This is a genomic window from Flavobacterium sp. TR2 (assembly GCF_025252405.1).
Lineage (GTDB): Bacteria > Bacteroidota > Bacteroidia > Flavobacteriales > Flavobacteriaceae > Flavobacterium.
Genome location: NZ_CP104307.1, coordinates 3,360,023 through 3,380,297 on the forward strand (window position 1 = coordinate 3,360,023; position 20,275 = coordinate 3,380,297).

Annotated in this window: 8 protein-coding genes; all 8 read right to left on the reverse strand. The window is 37.5% G+C overall.

Annotated features, from left to right (window positions below):
• Positions 1 to 85: 85 nt before the first annotated feature.
• The 8 genes from N4T20_RS14750 to N4T20_RS14785 all read right to left on the reverse strand — a co-directional run bounded on the left by N4T20_RS14750 (position 86) and on the right by N4T20_RS14785 (position 19,718).
• The gene (locus N4T20_RS14750; protein ID WP_260669898.1) at positions 86 to 3,685 is read right to left on the reverse strand and encodes a heparin lyase I family protein; all 3,600 of its coding nucleotides are present in this window, start codon (positions 3,683 to 3,685) and stop codon (positions 86 to 88) included.
• A gap of 392 nt (positions 3,686 to 4,077) precedes the next feature.
• A complete protein-coding gene (locus N4T20_RS14755; protein ID WP_260669899.1) occupies positions 4,078 to 4,869 on the reverse strand; it encodes a gluconate 5-dehydrogenase in 792 nt (263 codons plus the stop codon).
• A 53-nt stretch (positions 4,870 to 4,922) separates the two neighbouring features.
• Entirely contained in the window at positions 4,923 to 6,050 is a 1,128-nt protein-coding gene (locus tag N4T20_RS14760) for a DUF4861 domain-containing protein (RefSeq protein ID WP_260669900.1), read from the reverse strand.
• A gap of 190 nt (positions 6,051 to 6,240) precedes the next feature.
• On the reverse strand, positions 6,241 to 10,278 hold the full coding sequence (locus N4T20_RS14765) for a two-component regulator propeller domain-containing protein (protein ID WP_260669901.1): 4,038 nt from the start codon (positions 10,276 to 10,278) through the stop codon (positions 6,241 to 6,243).
• A 75-nt stretch (positions 10,279 to 10,353) separates the two neighbouring features.
• Entirely contained in the window at positions 10,354 to 13,038 is a 2,685-nt protein-coding gene (locus N4T20_RS14770; protein WP_260669902.1) for a DUF4962 domain-containing protein, read from the reverse strand.
• Positions 13,039 to 13,057: 19 nt separating this feature from the next.
• On the reverse strand, positions 13,058 to 14,437 hold the full coding sequence (locus tag N4T20_RS14775) for a sulfatase (protein ID WP_260669903.1): 1,380 nt from the start codon (positions 14,435 to 14,437) through the stop codon (positions 13,058 to 13,060).
• Between the two features lie 225 nt (positions 14,438 to 14,662).
• Complete coding sequence (locus tag N4T20_RS14780) at positions 14,663 to 16,549, reverse strand: RagB/SusD family nutrient uptake outer membrane protein (RefSeq protein ID WP_260669904.1); 1,887 nt, start codon at positions 16,547 to 16,549, stop codon at positions 14,663 to 14,665.
• A 16-nt stretch (positions 16,550 to 16,565) separates the two neighbouring features.
• Entirely contained in the window at positions 16,566 to 19,718 is a 3,153-nt protein-coding gene (locus N4T20_RS14785) for a SusC/RagA family TonB-linked outer membrane protein (protein ID WP_260669905.1), read from the reverse strand.
• Positions 19,719 to 20,275 lie beyond the last annotated feature (557 nt).

Consider the following 20,275-nt stretch of genomic DNA (forward strand, 5'->3'; position numbering starts at 1 on the left):
TTGAAGAAATTGGCTTACTATATATAGTGTCCGTCTTTCATTGGCTTTGCATTTTTGGTTTAGATGTTCTTCAATGAAAATTGTCTCATTGCTTTACAAGTTTAATGGTTTTTGTATTTGTTCCATTGCATATTTCGGCAAGATAAGTTCCTGCGCTAAAATTGCTTTTTAGCATTATAGACGAGGTATAATTTGATTTCACAGCATCTATTTTTCTTCCTAATATGTCAAACACATTGATATAAATGGTTTGCGTTTGATCTCCTCCCATGATGTTTATCTGAAATTCAGTTTTTGTTGGATTTGGTGATGCATTGACAATAAAATCATCGATTTGAGATTCTGAAGTTTTAGCCGCAGTATTTTTTAAAGACAAAGTAGCCTCGCATGAGCCTAGATGACAGCCATGTGCTAAATGTGCTGACACAGCGTTGGTAGAAATGCAAAGACTTTTATTGTTCGTATGGCATATCATTATTTTTTTGGCACCACAGCTAATATCGATAACATTTATTTGTTTTGTTATGGTAATATAGCAGCCTTTCGCATCAGTAATAGTTACGCTGTAATCGTGAACTCCCGGTGTTGACGGATTAATAGAAATAGTATCTGTTGTAGCTCCGTTGCTCCATAAATAAGTAAAAGGTGCTGTTCCATTTGAAGGCAGTACGCTTAAAGTTAATGAAGAAGGGCCATATCCTAAGTAAATAGTATTAGCGTCTCCTCCCGGATTTACAGCATAAACATCTGGAATATGAGCAGTAATTTGACTATTGATGGTTACTGTTGAGGTGCTGGTACTGTTATTTCCTGCGTTATCAGTAACGGTCCATGTTATGGTTGATGTTCCTACATTAAAATTACCGCTTGCGTCTAATCCATTTCCGCTTCTTGTAGTTGCACCTGTAATTATATAAGTAACGGTATCAATTGCACAATTATCGGTAGCAGTTACTAAAGGGATATTGTAATTTCCGCTTGATTCATAACAAAGAACAACAGAAGCAACTGAGTTTACAGTTGGAGTTTGTGCATCAATAACCGTTATAGTCTGCGGAATTGTGGCTGTGTTGCCGCTTTCGTCGATCGCAGTCCATATTATAGTTGTTGTGCCATTTGGAAATAATGCTGGCGCATTGTTAGTAATGCTTGTTACACCGCAATTATCACTAACTATTGGTTGGTTTACTATTAATGCTGCACCACATTGATTTTCGTCATTGGAGACTGTTATGGGAGCTGGTATGGTAAAAACTGGCTTTTCCGTATCGTTAACCGTAACAGTAAAAGAAGTCGAACTATTGTTACATCCATCGGCTGCTGTCCATGTAACAGTTGTAATTCCTTTATTAAAAACTTTGTTGGCTAATGTAGTATTACCAGTAGCAGACGTTGCTCCAGTAAGCAAATAGCTGTAGGCAACATTACTGCAGTTGTTTAATGCGGTGATGTCAAATTCATTATCGTGAGCTGTGTATGTGGATAAACCTGTATTGGTGTTTGTAATAATATCTTGCTTCTCAGGGAGATAAAATACGGGTTTAACCTGACCGTTGAATGAAAAGTCATCGATACCTACTAAAGAAGTTCCAGAGGTTCTGTTTGATCCGTACCAGTATAAACGCAATGTGATTGGAGTTTTAATATTGGTCAGAGGGCTTAGGTCATAAGTAAGCAAAGTTGCAGCAGTTCCAGTGAAGGTTTGAGGTGCCGTAATATCACTTGTAAAACCGTCTATGCTGGATCTTATAACAAATGTGCTTGGATCAGAAGCATTTCCTTTTCTCGCTGTAAATTTAAAATTAGAAAAATCTATTTTGTAGCCATTTTTTGGTTGCAATTTAAATTCAAAATACTGATCAGGATTAAGTGAAGTAGCAGGGTCTGAAGCATTAGCTTTGCTAGTCCAGCCATTTAGTAAAACACGGCCACTAATTACGCCTGCGGTATTGAGGCCACCGCTAGTGCCATAATAAAAATTTGGTGCTGTATTTCCATCGCTGGCTACATTAGGATTCGTAGTGTTACCTGCTGTAATCGGCGCAATAAATTCAACATTGTTTCCAGTGAATGTGTTGCCCCAGATTTGCACTGGCGCGCTATTATTATTCAATTCAAAAATTTTGATGTCATCATGATAAATAATACGCGTCATTACATTTGGAGGATCAGTTGTAATGGATTGACCCGGGCGATACAAACCCCATTTCAAATATCCAGAAGGATTAGCTTCAGGAACATCCTGATTGAAAGTTTTAAAATTATTCACTTGCCAAGCCAAAGTATAATCTGTCTGCCCTGGTAACCTATAATAAACCTTGTAATAGCCCGTGTTGTCAGTTGTCATTTTTGCATCAATCCTAAAATCAATCCATTGATTAATATAGGGACGAAAATCGTCTATGATAGAGGGTTCAATATTGTCATTAGGTATACGAAAGGTAATGCTATTGCGTTTTGCGCTTAAATACCAAGCGGGATTTTCCCCTCCACTTTGTTTGCCTTGAAAAATAATGTCTCCATTTTGAGCCATCCCCGGAGTATAGGGCTCCCAATCTTTCAGTTGCAGACTCACTTCAAAACGGCGTTCATCTCCGGGATAATATTTTCCGTCTGAAAACATTTGAGCAGTAGCAGCTTCGCTTCGCCAATGGTTGTCAGAAAAATAACCCGAATCTCCAATGGTTACACGGTGGGCAATAGCATAATTGCCAGTTCGGCCTGGGCTTACTACATATTCGGCATCAGCAGCAGTGGCGTGTGTTGTGGTTAAATCTGAAATTCCAGAGTTTACGGTACCGCTTTCGTAGTCTACCGTAACAAGAGTATTGGTAATCGTTGCTGGAGGCGTGGGAGGCGCAGCTGTTAAAAAATTGGAGTAAACGATATCATCAACATACAGTACTGGCGCCGATGATCCTGCTCCCACATTCAGCAAATTCATACCGTTAATATTACTGCCTTGCGGAAGAAAACCTGCTCCTGGATCTGCATTGGCAAGCACTTTAATATTATCAATCCAGACATCAAAAGTTCCTGCTGCAAGGTTATGCGTAGTTATGTTAGGCGCAGTCCCTGTGATATAGCTGGTGTCGGTATTGCTGTTGTTAAGAAAAAATTTTAGGACATAAACTTGTCCTTTGTTTATTGCAGTCTGTAAAAGTCCCGCTGTGGTATAGTTTGGACTTGTCGCAGACGAAAGCCATTCGAGGTTGACGGCAGTAGAAGTAGGAGATAGCCTTAAAGCAGCAAATGTTTGCGGTAAACTTATGCCGCTACCGCCAGTAAAATTGCTGCCGTTGCCAAAATAGATTAGAAATCTGCCATTAGTTCCGGAGGCAACATTGATTTTGCATTCAAAAGCGGCAACAGCAGTGCCTGTAAAAGGAGCCAGACCAAATTTTGCACCCGTTGTGGTTGTGCCAGCATTCATTTTAAGTTCGGCTCCTGCGCCTCCTGCAAAATTAGTAGAGGAGAGCTCAATAGAACCTTCAGTAGCGGACGAAGCCCTTACGCTAGCATTGCCTCCGCCAGTCATGGGTGAAGGCAGGTAAGTTGAACTATAAGCAGTGGAAGTATAGGGCATTAAGGAGGTGATGCCAAAGTTGTATTCCCAACTTAAATTTTGCGCCTTTGCTTCGAATAAAGAAAAAGCGCAGAGTAAAACAAGTAAACTTTTTTTCATAATAAAGTGGTTTTGGTTGAGTTAGTAAATCAGCGATTCTTGGCTAGATTGCATTTTCAAGCCAAAGAAAAGCTTGTTGTTTTTATAGAAAATATGTTTTAATGTTCGTTTTTAATTCAATAAAGCTGTTTTTTAAGTTCAATTTTTGATTTCAGAGCTGCATAGACATTCATCAGCGTTATGAGGTTTCTAAATTTGATGAATGTTTGGTATCGCTAATTTGAATGCGGTAATGAAAATGATATTTCAAATTCGGTTATAAATGTTTTGAATTTGTGTAAAGGTCTATTCTTGCCCAAGTGAATTTACCATTTGACAGAAATTACCTTTTGGTTTTAAAATGAAACTGGTGCATCAATCAAAACAGATTAATGCACCAGCTGTAGAAAGTATTATTCGTTTGAAGGTTTTCCAATCGTTGCCAAAATTCCGCCATCGACATACACTACGTGCCCGTTTACAAAATCACTGGCTTTTGAACTTAGAAAGATTGCGGCTCCTTGCAAATCTTCAGGATCTCCCCAGCGTCCTGCGGGAGTTCTTCCCATAATAAATTCGTTAAACGGATGACCATTTACGCGGATAGGCGCTGTCTGGCTCGTCGCAAAATAACCAGGACCGATTCCGTTAGTTTGAATATTGTATTTGGCCCATTCAGTTGCCATATTTTTGGTCAGCATTTTCAAACCTCCTTTTGCGGAAGCATAAGCACTTACAGAATCTCTTCCCAGTTCGCTCATCATCGAACACATATTGATGATTTTTCCGCCTCCGCGGTTGATCATTCCTTTTACTACATTTTTAGAAACGATAAAAGGCCCGGTTAAATCTACTTTTATTACCGCTTCAAAGTCGGCAACTTCCATTTCGATAATAGGAGTTCTTTTGATTATTCCCGCATTATTGATCAAAATATCGATTGGACCAACTTCTGCTTCAATTTTATTGATGGCATCGATTACAGCATTTTCATCAGTCACGTCAAACAAATATCCGTAAGCTTCAATTCCTTCTGCTTTGTATTCTGCAATTGCATTGTCTACAGCTTCTTGCGACGAATGATCGTTTACCACAATTTTTGCTCCCGCATGTCCAAGACCTTTCGCCATCGCCATTCCTAATCCGTGAACTCCTCCTGTAATTAAAGCTGTTTTCCCTGTTAAATCAAATAAGTTAATTGACATTTTTTTGTTTTTTAGTTAATAGTATTCTTCAGTTTTTGTTTTTCTCTTTACGATTATTTTACGCTTACAGCAAGCGGATTTTTTAGCTCCTCATTAAAATGATTCAGATAGTCAAACCATTGTTGCGAACTGGTAATTTTTCCTGCTTTGTCCCAAGCGGCGCCAGTGTAATAAACAATTGACTCATTATTTTTCACAGAAGTTTTAGATAATAATTGTTCTTTATTAGCCCACATTGCATCGGCTGGTGTAGTTAGTATAGAACCGACAGCTGTTGTGCCGTCTTTTTCAAAAGTAGGTTCCCAATACCCCATAATGCCTTGCTGTTCGTTTAGCAGTATAGCTCCAGCTTTTTCTCTTCGAATAATGCCGACAACAACAGACAAAGGTTTGTTATCATTGAAAGTGTACAGATTCTCAATGCGATTTAATTGCGACCCAGCATCGATAGAAATCGTTTTAATAGCCTGAACTTTGATTCCGCCAGCATTCCAGCTGTCATAAATTAACTGAAAAGTAGTGCGAAGCGGACCATTGTCTAAAATCTTCCATCGATGGTAATTTCCAGAATAGCGAATCGTATCTTTCACAAAAGGAGCCATGTTTCCTGCGCCTAAAGTATAGCCAACATGATAATAATCTAGTCCGTCGCCGTGATCTATATGATAATCATTGCGTTTGTAGCGGTCATTTAAAACCAAACTAGAAGTGTTTTTTACCCAAACATCAAAACCATAAGCATCGCCTTCTGTTTTTTCTAAAGCTTTTCCGTACGCGCGAAAAGCAATTTTGTCATTCTCCCAAGCAAAATCGTCTAATCTTTCGGGTACAAATCGAGCGAAAGTTTTAGCAGTAAATTTTTCTGGTTTTCCTTTTTGAATGAAAAGTTGCAATGAACTTTTGGCTTTAATGTCTACTTGAACCAATAAATTTTGAATCGCAGCTTGTCCTTTGTGTTCCAATTGAAACGGAATCTGCTTTTTGGTTTTACTGTTAATGACCACAAAATTGGCAGTGTCAATCTGAGGATAGGAGACAAGAAGGCTTTTCCATTTTATAGCGGTAACCGTTTCTTTTCTATCTAAAACAGAATTGTTTGCAATGGTGATGGTGGCTTTGTTTTGAGCTATTATGGCTGATGGTAAAGCACAAACCATTAAGATAAAGTGTGAAAATTTCATGAGATTTATTTTGATATTTTTTGAATAAAAAGGTTCGGTTCAGGCATGAGTTATGCAGTCCGAACACTAAAAGTCTTTTTCGGATGCGTTGTTGAATTGTTGAAAGTTGATTTTAAACCTTGTTGAGGTTTTTAAAGACTAAGAGGAACTGATAAAATTTTGCATTATAGAGAAGTTATGTTGTGTTGAGTTATTCTTTTGCGTTTTCTAAGCGGGCCAAATATTCGCTTGGCATACAACCGTAATGCTGTTTAAAGGCGGTAGAGAAGTACGATGGCGAATTGAAACCGCACATATACGTAATCTGAGCTATGGTATAACGCTTACTCTGCATCAATTCGACAGCTTTCTTAAAACGAATTCTTTTGATAAAATCCATTGCCGATTCCCCTGTAATCGCCTTTAATTTGATATAAAGATTTGAACGGCTCATTCCGATTTCGCGGCTGAAATGATCCACAGTAAATTCAGAATCTGCCAAATGTTCTTCGACAATGCGAATGGCTTCTTTCAAGAATTCCTCATCTAGCGTATTAAAAGCAATATTTTCGGGAACCATTTCTTTTCCAACAGAATAATATTCCTTTAACCTTTTGCGGGAACGCAGCAGATTCGTAATTTTTGCAGCCAATAATGGCGTCGAAAACGGCTTTGTAATATAATCGTCTGCACCCATTTCAAGACCTTTTATCTGTTGGCTGGTTTCGTTTCGAGCCGTTAAAAGCATTAGCGGAATATGCGATGTATTGATATTTTGTTTCACACGTTTACAAAAGTGCAAACCATCCAGTTCAGGCATCATGACATCGCTGATGATGAGATCAAAAGGATTGATTTCCAGTAAATCTAAAGCCATTTGTCCGTTGTAAGCCACTGTTACATCGTAGGTTTTGCTAAAATAGTCTTGCAGATAATCTAAAATTTCTTTGTTATCGTCTACAATCAGCAGTTTAATAGGCTGATTGCTGTCTATTACTTCATTTTCTTCTTCTATTTCATTTTCATTATCCAGTTCGTTATCAGTAACAATAGACAAATCATACAAAGATTCTTCAATCTGCTGATCGTTTTTGTAAACCTGATCCAAAATCGGAATGGCAACGGTAAAAGTACTTCCTTGTTCTTCGGCGCTTTCGGCACTAATCTCGCCATGATGCAGCTCGACCAAACGTTTTGTAAAAGCCAGACCAACACCAGAGCCCAAATTCATTTCGCGGTTGTTTACCTGATAGAAACGATCAAAAACTTTAGATAAATTTTCCGCGCTGATTCCGACTCCCGTGTCAGCTACTTTTATTTGTACCAAATCGTTTTTTTTCAATAATTCCACATGAATGCTTTGTCCTTCTTTGGTGTATTTAAAAGCATTAGACAAGAGATTAAACAAAATTTTCTCCATCGCATCTTTATCAAATAGAAACACAAGCTGTGATTCTGCTGAATGAAAAGTATAATGAATATTGTTTTTTTCTGAAAGCGGTTTAAACGATTCAAAAATTTCCTGCGTGAAACGAACCAGATCACTTTTGCCCACTTTTAACGGGCGCGTTCCCATTTCTGTTTTTCTAAACTCAAACAGCTGATCGACCAAATTGTAAAGTCTTTTGGCATTAATAAACATTAATTCGTGTTTCTTTTTCGTGATTTTATCGGCAAACGGAGTTTTTAATAATTCTTCTAAAGGCGCTAAAATCAGTGTTAAAGGTGTTCTTAATTCATGTGATACATTAGTAAAGAAATCCATTTTAATCTGGTTAATGTAACTCACGCGCTCTTTCTCAATTCTTTCCAGTTTTAACTGCTGTTCGGCTTGAATTCTTTCTTTAATGATTTTGAAACCAATGCAGACAGCCGTACCAATAACAGCAAGCAATAACAATGAAAACCATAATGTTCTGTACCAAGGCGGAAGTATTACAATTTGCAAGCTTCTAACACCGCTCATTTCGCCATTTGGACCAACCGCTTTTATCTGAAAATTGTATTTTCCTGCAGATAAATTGCTGTAGCTTACCTTCAAATCATCTGTTCTTTGCCAGTCTTTATCGACTCCTTCCATTTTGTAGAAATAGTAAGTTCTGTTGGAAGAAATGTAATTGAACGTATTAAAAAAGATACTGAACTGCTTGTATTCTGGGCCAATTTCCAATTCTTTAGCCTGATCAATATGCTGTTCCAAAATATCAGTTTCGTCGTCTACGGCAACCGTTTTATTTAAAACTTCTAAAGCCGTAAAACTTAGTTTTAAAGGAAGCGGACTCTGTTTGATCATCGACGGATAGAAATAGGAAACGCCTTTTATACCGCCAAAAAGCAGCATTCCGTCCGTTGCTTTGCAGAATGCATAATCGTTGAATTGTTTGTTTTGTAAACCGTCACTTTCGTCAAAAGTCTGCACAGAGCCTTTGTCAGGGTTAAATTTGATTAAACCTGTGTTGGTTGAAATCCACAGATTGTTTTCGTCTGGAATTATGCCGTAAATCGTTTCTTTGAAGAAATCTTTTCTGGCTTTAAAACTGATAAAAGATTCCTGCGCTTCATCATACAATCGCAAGCCCTCTCGCGTTCCAATCCAGATTCGATTTTTCTCATCTTCGGTAATGCAGTTTACAATGTCATCGCTTAATTTTCCGTGGCCAATAGTGCCGAATAATTGTGTTTCTGGATAAAAAAGCGTTACGCCGTTGGTGGTGCCAATCCAGATTCGTTTTTTGCTGTCTTCAAAAAGAAAAGTAATATCGTCAGAAGCGGGTCTTTTTCCTGCTTTATCCAAATGAATATGAGTAAATGTTTTGGTTTCGGGATGAAACTGATCCAATCCAGATCGTGTTCCGACCCAAATTCTGCCTTTAGAATCTTTCAGTAAACTATAAACCAAATCTCCTGATATACTGTTTGGATTGTTTTCGTCGTGGCGAAAACGCTGTACCAAACCCGTATTCGGATTCAAAATATTCAATCCGCCGTTATGCGTTCCCACTAAAACATTTCCGTTATTATCAAATTCAATGGCTTTAATATTGTTCGAACTTAAACTGTTCGGATTGTTTTCGCTATTGGAATAATAGCTGATGGTATTGGCATTTTTGTTCCAGTAATTCAGTCCTTTATCGTTGCTTCCAATCCAAAAATTGCCTTTAGCATCTTGTTTGATAACGCCAATAACTTCATCGTTTAAAGATGGTTTTCCTGAATTCTGGCTTAAAAGATTAAACTTAATATCGTTTTTATGATAATAGTTCAAACCTCCATAATACGTTCCCAACCAGATTCCGTTTTGTTTATCTCTAAAAATACAGCGTACCGAATTCTGGCTGATTGTATAAGGCTGTGAAATTTGGTGCGAATAATTGCTAAAAGATTTGTTTTTAAGATTATAAATGCTCAGACCTTTAAACGTTCCAAACCATAAATTTCCTTCGGTATCTTTGTTAATGCATCTAATATTATTATCAGCAATACTATTGTTTCCGGCATGATGAAGAAGCGAGGTAAGAGTTCTATTCTCTGTATTGTATTCAATTACACCTTCGCCTTCTGTAGCGATCCATAATTTTTTTCCTTCAATAAAAACATCATTGATATAAGGTTTTTTAGAGGTCAGATTTATTTTTGAAAGCTGATGAGATTTGGAATCCAGTTGAAAAAGACCAACATCTGTTCCCAATAAAATCTGTTTTTGCCAAATGCCGATGTATGCGATTTTTTTGATTTCATGCGAAGAAGCATTAAACTTTATCGGAACAAAATTCTTTTCATTTGGAGAAAGCACAAAAACATCTCCTGCAATAGAAGAAGCCCAGATTCTATGCTGATTGTCTTCGGTAATGGCAGAAATGTACCATTCGCCAATATTTCGCTGAAGCGGATAATTGATAAAACTATCTGTATTGTAATTGTAAACACTAATACCATGATTTCCGCCAACCCATAATTGCCCCTTATGATCGGTAAACAAACTTCGAATGTAATACGATTGCAGACTGTTTTTAACGTCTTTTATTGGGCGATACACTTTAAAACCTTTACTATCATAACGATTTAATCCGTCTTGCGTTCCAATCCATATAAAACCCAAAGTATCCTGCTGAATGGCAAAAACAGAACTTTGCGACAAGCCTTTATCGACCGAAATGGTTCGGAAATAGCGTTCTTGCACTTGGGCATAACTTTTCGCACTGAAAAGAGTTATGTAGAAGAACGTAAAAAAGAGAATCGTTTTCTTCATAAAGGTTTGAATTATAATTTGTTGTTTGTTTTTACTGAATGTTTAAATTTAAACAAAAAGAAAACACTTTTATTCTTATTTTTTGTCATATTTAGCCACATCTGGCAATTCATCTATCGCTTCTTGTCGGATTACTTTAGCATGATCAATTTCAAGCAACAAAGAACTTCCATCGATGTTTAGCGTATATTTTTTTCCTTCAAATCGAATAGGAAGATTCCCGTAGCTGAACATTGATTTCGCTTTATTTTCCGTAATTTGAAGCGCAGCAGATTTTTCTCCGTCCAATTGCGCTTTTATGTTCCATTCGCCAACTTGCAAATCTGCAAAACCATCTTTGTTGGATAGTGTTTTAATGGCTTCTGTTTTGCCGTCTTTAATCTGAATGATAGTTAAGAATCTAAATTTTTGTTTTGGCTGAGAAGTGATTCCAGCGTGCCATTGATCTTTAAAATCTTTAATCTGACCTTCATCGTTGGTTACTTTATTCCAGTTTACAGCAGCTTCAAAAAACTGGTTGTGTACAGCCATTTTTAACGGACTTTCAGCATAAACATTCGCCGTAACATTTCCTAAATCGGTTTTAACTGAAAATTGCTGCTGGTTTGAATTTTCCGAGTTTTTGCCTTCAATAGTGTAATAAGGACAATGAAACTGTGTCGTCCATTTTACAGGATTTTTGGCTTCCAATTCATCATACAAAACAATGTATCCGCCTTCTAATTGCAGCATATGCCTTCTGTATAAAGTTACGCCAGATTCTCCGTAACCGTTTTCTTTGCTTGGCACAACTTTAATCTGTTCAAATCTATTGAGCCAGAACTCACTTTTAATTTCGCCATAAGCATTGCTGGCGTCTCCCAAAGCATACTGAATGCGTTTTCCAGAAATCGCTCTCGGAATCCATCCATAGCCTTCTTCACCAATTTTTTGGTTTAGACTGTCAGCTAAAATGGTATTATAAGCTTTTGTTGATCTATAATCTAAAAGATTGTGTTTATCGCTGAAATTGCTGTAATAACCCGTTCCTCCAAAAATTACTTTTCCTTTATAATTGATGGTAAATGCATTTTGCGAAGCGTGCCCATGTCCAGAAGAACCAAATGGACTGCTGAATAAATAACTGCTTAGCGTTTTATCGGCATTAGCTAAATCTTCATGCATCGCGACAACACCGACATCTCCAAATTTGCGTGTTTTTGGTAAAACAGAAGGCGAGGAAGCAGGTAAATTTCGGTTTGGTTTATAATTTAAAAGGCGGAAAAGAAGATAGTCGTCTGTACCATGATAATACTTCGAATAGTCCCTTTTTATGCCGTCAACATACCAGTTCAAATACGGGTTTTCAATTTTATACGTAAGCGCATCTGAAAACCAGGCTTCGCCTTTTGTAATGTACGGAATGTTTTCCCACATATCGCCAATAGCAGTGCTTGCCGACTTGTTTGGATGAGTGTAAAGCATATAATATGGCAGATTCTGCATCCAAGGCAATTTGAAGTAATCGACACCGCTGAAATCGCCAAACATCTGCGACAAATAAATAATCGACTTAAAATTGACTCTAAAATAGCCGTTTCCTTCATGCCAGCCGCCATCGGTTGTGCCTAAAACAGGAAAGCGGGCTGACCAGACTTCATACAAATACGTAAGCCATTCTTTTGCTTCAGGCACATCATTTATAACCGCAACTGTTGCAATAACAAGGTTACGCATGGTAATCTGCCAAACGTGATTGTCGCTAACGTGCAATTCAAAACGATTTGGCAAATGATCGTAAACTCTTTTGGCTCTCAGTTTAATACTGTTTTTAAAAAGTTCTTTTTCCTGCGGAGATAAGAATTCATAACCTGCATCATAAAACCATCCTAAAGCTTCGAGTACGGCGCCGCCTGTAAAGTCATCGCCCGTTGCCAGTCCGTCAGGATTCATGTTGGCAATATTTATCGCTCTGCGTTTCGCATCCAAAATAAAACGCTCGTCTTTAGTAAGCTGATAGGCAATGCATAAATTGCGGACAGGCGTGCCGACAGCATCTCCAAAACCATGATACATTCGTTCGATGATAATCTTTTTTTCTAACGGATTTTTGCCCGTGGTATCAATTACGCGCTGTGGTTTTTCGGTTGGAAGAGGAGCTAGCATTAGTTTTTCCGCGTAAGCGATAAACTTTTTAGCTTCGGGATTATCAAGGTTATTGCGATAGAAGTCTTCGCCAATAGTGTTCATATTCCATAAAAGCGGATGCGCACCTTCATTTCGTTTCAAAACTTCGCTTACTGGCGGAGAAACTTTTTCGTTAGCATATTTTGCATCAATTACAAAATCGTAAGTGGGTGACCACGCCCATTGATTGCTGTTTTTTAGGGCATAACCATATTTCCAGTACCATTTTCCAGCTTGGAGAGCCTGATGCAACGGATAAACCGCCCAACGCTGTTCGCTGCTCGCAATTAGATTTTTGGTAAAATCTTTATCAGTAGCCAGCATCACTTTGTAACGTACGTTGCCAATATTAGGATCTTCAGGAACTGCACTGCCGCTTTCCATTGGCTTCACCATTTCTTTGCCATTAGTTCCTGGCCATAGCAGGGCAGGAGCGTTTGTTGGAACCGTTACGCCGTTTACAGGATATGGCCATTCGCGCACTCTTGCGTGCAGTTTTTCGGCGGTTAACTTTATGACAGCCTGCTGTTTCTGACTGAAAACAGAGAAGGTTGCCAAAAGTAACGCAACTGTATATGTTTTTTTATTGATCATTTGTTTGGTATTGAATGATTTATAACCCAGATTGAAACGAATCGCCGTTCTTTTTGCACCATTCTTTTAGATAACGGCGCATATTAAGCAGTTCTTTTTTATACGTTTTGTTTACGGCTAGATTTGTAATTTCGCTTGGATCTGTGGTTAGATCAAAAAGCTGTTCTTTTAAATCGCCTTTATTGTAAACAATGTATTTGTAATTTTGAGTAATTACGGCACGTCCGCTAATTCCTAAAAGTTCTTCGTTATCGGCAAAATCGGTTTCTATAACCAAAGTATCGCGAAGTTTTAGAGCCGGATTTGCTATTTTTCTGCTTAAATCAACTCCTTTTAAATCAGAAGGTTTCGTAACTCCAGTAAAACCGCAGATGGTTGGAATAATGTCCGTACCATTGCAAACTAACATTTCGTCTGTACTTGGTTTCCATTCTCCAATTTTTGAAATAATAAACGGAATCTTGGCAGATTCTTCATATAAAATCTGTTTCTGATTCCAGCTGTGTCCTGCATAACCATCGCCATGATCGGCAGTAAATACAATGATTGTGTTTTTTTCGATTCCGTATTTTTTTAGCGAAGCCAAAACCATTTCAATATAACTGTCTACTTTTTCAATCAGTCTATTGTACGCCCAACGATATTGACGCCATTGATCGGCAGTCCAGTTTACTGATGGATAAGTTCTAAAGCTTACTTTTTGCTGTTCGCGCACTATTTTGGGTTCGTATTCTGGAATTTTCCAATTGGCAGGAAGTGGCGGACATTGTTCTGGAGATGGAGCATTTTCTAAAACATCCATTTTAAGAGCTTCTCCGCGTGCCCATTCGCAAATGTCATGCGGATTTAAAAAAGAGGCTACAAGTAAAAAAGGCGTATTTTTATTTTCTTTAATAAATCGTGCACAGAAAGAAGGCGTTGCAGCATCGTTATAATCCTGAAAATTGGTGTTTTCTATATATTCAAAACCATGCTGGCTTTTTTTGGAAGTAGGAACGGGAAGATGCCATTTTCCGACATAACCCGTTTTATATCCTCCATTTTGGAAAATTTTCCCCATCATCAATAGATCATCTGGCCATTGTCCGTCTTTTTCTGGTGCATTTCCAATAAAACCAGTTTCATAAGGCATTTTACCGCTCATAATGGCAGAACGTGATGGCGAACACAAGGGCTGTGCACAATAGGCTTTGGTAAAACGAACTCCGTTTTGAGCCAGTTTATCCATCGCTGGCGTATGCAGGTTTGAGTTTCCTGCATTGCTCATCGCATCAGCGGTTTGCTGATCGGTCATAATGATTAAAATGTTCGGACGGCTAGCATTTTGCGCACGATTTAGCAATGGAATATTTAAAATTCCGAAGAGGCACAAAACAAATATGTTTTTTTGAAATTTCATCTCTATTTTACTAGTGGATTCTTTTATTTTGATGCTTTGAATCTAAAAACGAAAATACCAATCATTGTTTATTTATAGTTTTGAATTTGTTCAAAATGCTATTAGATTTAGCTAAAATCAACGCTTTTTCGTCTAAAATCAGCTTTCTTTAATAACAGTTAATGCAGAACCGAAGCTCTGCACTAACATTAAACATGAATGGTTTCTAAAATAGGTAGTAAGCACTTAGTATTTGGGATTTTGACGTGTGATACTTTTATTGACATCAGTCTCATTTTGTGGAAAAGGATATAATTCGTGTTTTCCGGTAACAAAATTGGTGATAGAAGGGTAGAAGTACGTAGCACGTATTTGTTTTACGGCTGCATTTGTTTCTGCCAGTTTATCTGCTAGAATTCCCCATCTGATTAAGTCGGCCCTGCGCATTCCTTCAAAAGAAAGTTCCCACGCTCTTTCTTGCTGTAAAGCTTTAAAGAATGCCACTTTATCAAGTCCGCTTGGCAGGTTTATTTCGGCAGTTGTCGGTTTAGGCAATAATCTCGCTGTTGCTGTTGCTCCAGAACCTTTTCCGTCTGTGCTGGTAATGGTCACTGTTGGCACAGAAGTATAACCATCTCCAGAACGAAGCATAGCAATAGTATTTACGCCTCCGCTGGCAAGGTTAACGACTGCAGCGGCAGCATCTGTACCGCCACCGCCTGTAATTTGAATAACCACATTTGCCGCATTGGTATATCCGGTTCCTTTTGTTTTTAAGTCAATCGCAATTCGGCTTCCTTGAATGTCAGCCCCAAAAGCTCTTTTTCGAACTTGATTTATAGCTTCGTAAGCAAGTGCATTTGGACCTTCGTTTAATTCATTTTCTACTTCTGCACGCATTAAAAGCAAGTCAGAATAACGCATAATTACCCAATTGATGTGCGTGTAGACTCTTTCTGCGGTTGCATTGGTCATAAATTCTCTGTTCCATTTTGAAACGGTCCATCTTTCGTCCTGATTGGTAGTCAAAAGCGGAATTTTATTTCCCAAATTATTAATCTGATAAGTGGCAATCGAGAAATCTCTTCTTTGATCTGCAGCGTTATAACTGTTGTAAAAAGGTTTCGGAACCAAACATCTAGCAATATTTGACGGATATACGCCGCTTGCAGTTGTTGGACCATTAAAATTGCCAATCCATGAAGCATTTCCAATATTTCCTGATGGATTATAGAAGGCAACTTGGAAAATATTTTCGGTTGGTTCTAAAATATGCTGACATTGGTTTTTAAATACTTTGGCATAAGATGGGTTCAATTTGTACGGATTTTGCGCCATTACATCATTGATTTCCTTTTGCGCAATTTTATAATAGTCTTTATAATTGGCAGGACGTTTTATAACGCCGTCTGCACCTAAAGAGTATCCTCCAGCAAATAAAGCTACTCTGGCAAGCATAGATTTTGCGCCCCATTTATTGATGCGTTCATCTGTTGGCATCTGGTCTGGCAGAAGTAAAGCAGCTTCCTGCATATCTTTTATAACCTGAGTGTATATTTCCTGACGATCTACCAAAGCCCCGCTAAGTTTATCTCCCGATTGTGAACTTTTTGTTTTAAATGGCACATCTCCCCATAAACGCACCAATTCTGAATAGTAAAATCCGCGAAGGAATTTAGCTTCTCCAAGAAAACGGTTTAATTGCTGTTTTTGAGTTTCTGTTCCGTTAGTATACAGTTCCATTTGCGGAATCCTTTCGATCACCACATTTGCTCTGTCGATTCCTTCGTACAATTTGCTCCAAGCCAGATAAAAAGTATTGGTTTGAGAAATGCCTTGATAATGTGCAATTGTTCGCCAGTCGTCGGCTCCAATTCCCGACATTTGTTCAATGTCGGTATCAGCATCAAAAATTAGCGAAATGTTCCATCCATAACTGTCCATAGAAGACATCGCTTCGTAAACTCCAAGCGTTGCCATATTGGCCTCGTTTACATCAGAAAAAAAGTTGGCTGTGGTAAAGTAAGAGTATGGAGTAACGTCTAAATCTTTGTCACAGGAATTAAGAGGCAATAGGAGACAGGCTACACCTGCGATAACCATTGCTTTGCGTGAAAATATATTGTGTTTCATCTTTTTAAACTTTAAATTATAATGAAATATTTAATCCTGTAACAAAGGATTTGCTTCTAGGATAGGCACTAAAATCAACTCCTCTGGTAATGGCATTGTTAAGAACATTTACCTCAGGATCATAACCAGAATATTTAGTAAATACATATAAGTTATAAGCCGTAAAATAGATTCTTAGGTTTGAGATTTTAGATTTTTTAAGCCAATCTTTTGGCAATGTATAACCTAAGCTGATGTTGTTAATTCTTAAGAAAGAACCATCTTCGATAATATCGCTATATAAACGTCCAGTAGTATTGCCATTAAAAGCTGGATACTTTTTGCCCACGTTTAAAGCTGTCAATTCATCTGGATCGGTAACGCGTTGTCCAGCGTTATTAATCGTAGTCCATCGATCAGCGTAGATGGCAAAAGTGTTTAAGTTGTCTAGGTTAAGTCTTGAATTGTTTAAAACGTTGGCATTGTAAATATCATTACCCACCGTAAAATCAAGGAAAACACTCAAGTCTATTCCTTTGTAGCTGAAAGTATTGTTTAGACCGCCAGTATATTTTGGATTTGCATTTCCGATAATCGTTCTGTCCAAATCGTTTATCACGCCATCAGGCTTTCCGTCAGGACCGCTTATGTCTTTAAATTTGATAAATCCTGGCTGTACCACAATATTATCGCTTGGAACGCCCGATTTTAAAGTATACACTTTTGTGGTTGCATTGTAATCAAAATCGCTAACTTGATACAAACCATCATTTACATAACCGTACATGGTTCCAACTGGCTGTCCAACTTTCAGAATATAATCGTTTTTGTCAGTGTAACTGTTTGTGATTAATGAAGTTTCGCCTTCGCTTAAAGCCAACACTTTTGTTTTATTGAAAGCAATATTAAAAGTAGTATTCCAGATAAAATTATCGTTTTTAACATTAATCGTATTCAGCGTAAACTCTAAACCGCGATTAGAAGTTGCCCCAATATTTTGAAACTGCTTTTTGAAGCCAGAACTAGCTGGTACACGAGTGTTGTAAAGAAGATCTTTTGATTTATTTTCATACAATTCAGTCGTTAACGAGATTCTTTGTTTAAAAAATCCTAAATCAAGACCAATATTAGTCGATTTTGTCGCTTCCCATTTTAAGAACGGATTAGGAAGGTTGTTTTGAAAAGCGGTAATATTTGTCTGGTTGTTTAACGGATAAGAACCAGAATTAAAAATTCCTAAAGCAGCATAATTAGCAATTCTGTTGTTTCCTGCTTCACCATAGCTTAAACGAAGCTTAAGATCTGAAAACACAGGAAGTTTCTGCATGAAATTCTCTTCAATAACTCTCCAAGCAACTGATGCAGAAGGGAAATAGCCCCATTGGTTTTCGGTTCCAAATTTTGAAGATCCATCTGCTCTTAAACTAGCCGCGAATAAATACTTGTTTTTGAAGGCATAATTGGCTTTTCCGAAGAATGAAAGCAATTTGTCATCTTCTGCAAAAGTTGTCGGAATTCCAGCAATGGTTCCAAGCTGTAATTTATCCCAGCTTAAGTTTACATTAGGAAAAGCTGATGCTGATGCGGTAACGCCTTCTGCATAATTGTAGATGTATTCTTGTCCAAGAGTAGCGTCAAATTTATGGTTTTTGCTGAAAGTATTGCTGTACGTTAAAACGTTGTTATAGTTTAAACGCGTTCCAATATTATGCGTTACGCCTCCATTTGCACCACCAGCTCTAATAGCCTGAATACCTCTCGAGTCGTTAAAAAACTTGCTTTTATTACTGTTGTCTGTATAACTTACCAATCCGCGGTAAATCAGGTTTGGCGTAATATTATATTGCAGCTGTAAGCTCATGTTAATCGATCTGTTGATGGCTTCTCTTTTCTGGCTGTCAATTGTAATAAGCGGACTTTGAAATGTTGGCGAATCCTGATTGTCTAACGGATCAACTACTAAAGTTTTTAGATCTTCGTCAGAACCTGTTTTTCCAATTGTAGGTCTGTATTGCAATAAATTCTGCAGCATGCTCAATCTCGCATTTCCGCCATCAGAAGTAGAAAGTCCGGTAATTTTTTGATTCGAATAGTTTACAATTGCATTTACAGAGAATTTCTTGCTGATGTTATTGATTACGTTCAATTTCACGATATTTTTTACAGAACCCGTTCCAAGCATAATTCCTTCATCCTCATTTACAGAGTAAAAAGCATTGTATTTAGTGTCATTTTCACCTCCGCTAATGCTAATTTTATGATACTGATTTACAACAGCGTTTCCAAAAACTTCATCTTGCCAGTTAATTCCTTTTCTGTTTTTGTATAAACCTTCTAATTCATCATACGTTCCATAAGCGCCTACAAATTTTTGCATTCTGGCATCATCTGTAGCAGATTCGTATATTAACTTGGTATAATCATACGGATTCATTACTTTAAGTTCTTTGGCAATCGTTTTTATACCGCCATAAGTATCGTAGCTTATTGTAAGTTTTCCGCCTTTAGCTTTTTTGGTTGTTACCAATACCACTCCGTTTGCACCTTGCGCACCATAAATAGATGTCGACGCGGCATCTTTTAAAACATCGATAGATTCGATGTCCATTGGATCTAAAAATCCTAATCCGCCCGTTTGTGCTACTCCGTCAACAACATACAAAGGTTCGTTGCTTTGAGTAATAGAAGTTCCGCCTCTAATTTTTAATGAAGGTTCAGATCCTGGAGTTCCGTCAGACATAGTTACCTGCATACCTGCAATTCGACCTTGCAACGCCTGTGCTACGTTCTGTACAGGAACTTTGGCCAATTCCTGACCTTTTACAGAAGAAATAGCTCCAGTAAGATCTTTTCTGGTTTTAGTTCCATAACCAACAACAACTACCTCGTCAAGATTGTTGGTGTCATCAATCAGTTTGGTATTGATTTGCGTTCTGTTTTTAACTTGTTCTTCTTTTGTCTTGGTACCAATAAAAGAAAACACAAGCGTGGCATTTGGTTTTACCTTAATTTGATAGTCCCCGTCCATAGATGTTAGGGTAGCATTCTTAGTTCCTTTTTCTGTAACAGTTGCTCCTGGCATTGGTAGATTTTGAGCATCGGTTACTTTACCCGTCACGGTTACTTTGTCCTGCCCGTACATCATCTTACATGTGGTTAGCAGTAAGCATAAAAATATAATCCTTTTCATAATTTTTTCTTTAAAAGAGGAATAAGTACTGAGTATAATTCCTATTGATGTTATTTCAGTTGGTTTTAGGTTTTGTTAAAAAATCACCACAATATTTTTTAGATAGCTGTTGTGGAGAAAATCATAACAATTAATTAACTGGAAAAATTAGGCAATGGAATTTTGGGTTTTGGGAATAGATGTAAGTTTTGTAAAGGCTTGGTCATTTTTTTTGGATTAGTCATGTTTTTTTGATTTTTAATTAAAACAAATATAGAAATCGGGCTTCCATGACAGTTTTGAATGCGTCCAAAATACTATTGAATTTGATTAATTTGATATTTAAAGTCCTTTAAAATCAAGGTATAATGCAGTTTTAAAGGTGTTTTGCTCTTTTAGTTTTTGCCGCAAAGCTAATAATTACGAAGTATCTCTATATCGTTTGCGTAAAAATTATATGTTAAGCCAAACAAAGTGAAATGTTAAGTAAAATTATCTTTACAAATCTTAATCTAGACCGAAGATTTTGTTTATGTAAAAATGATTTCAGAATAGACTTATGATTTGAAAAATATTGA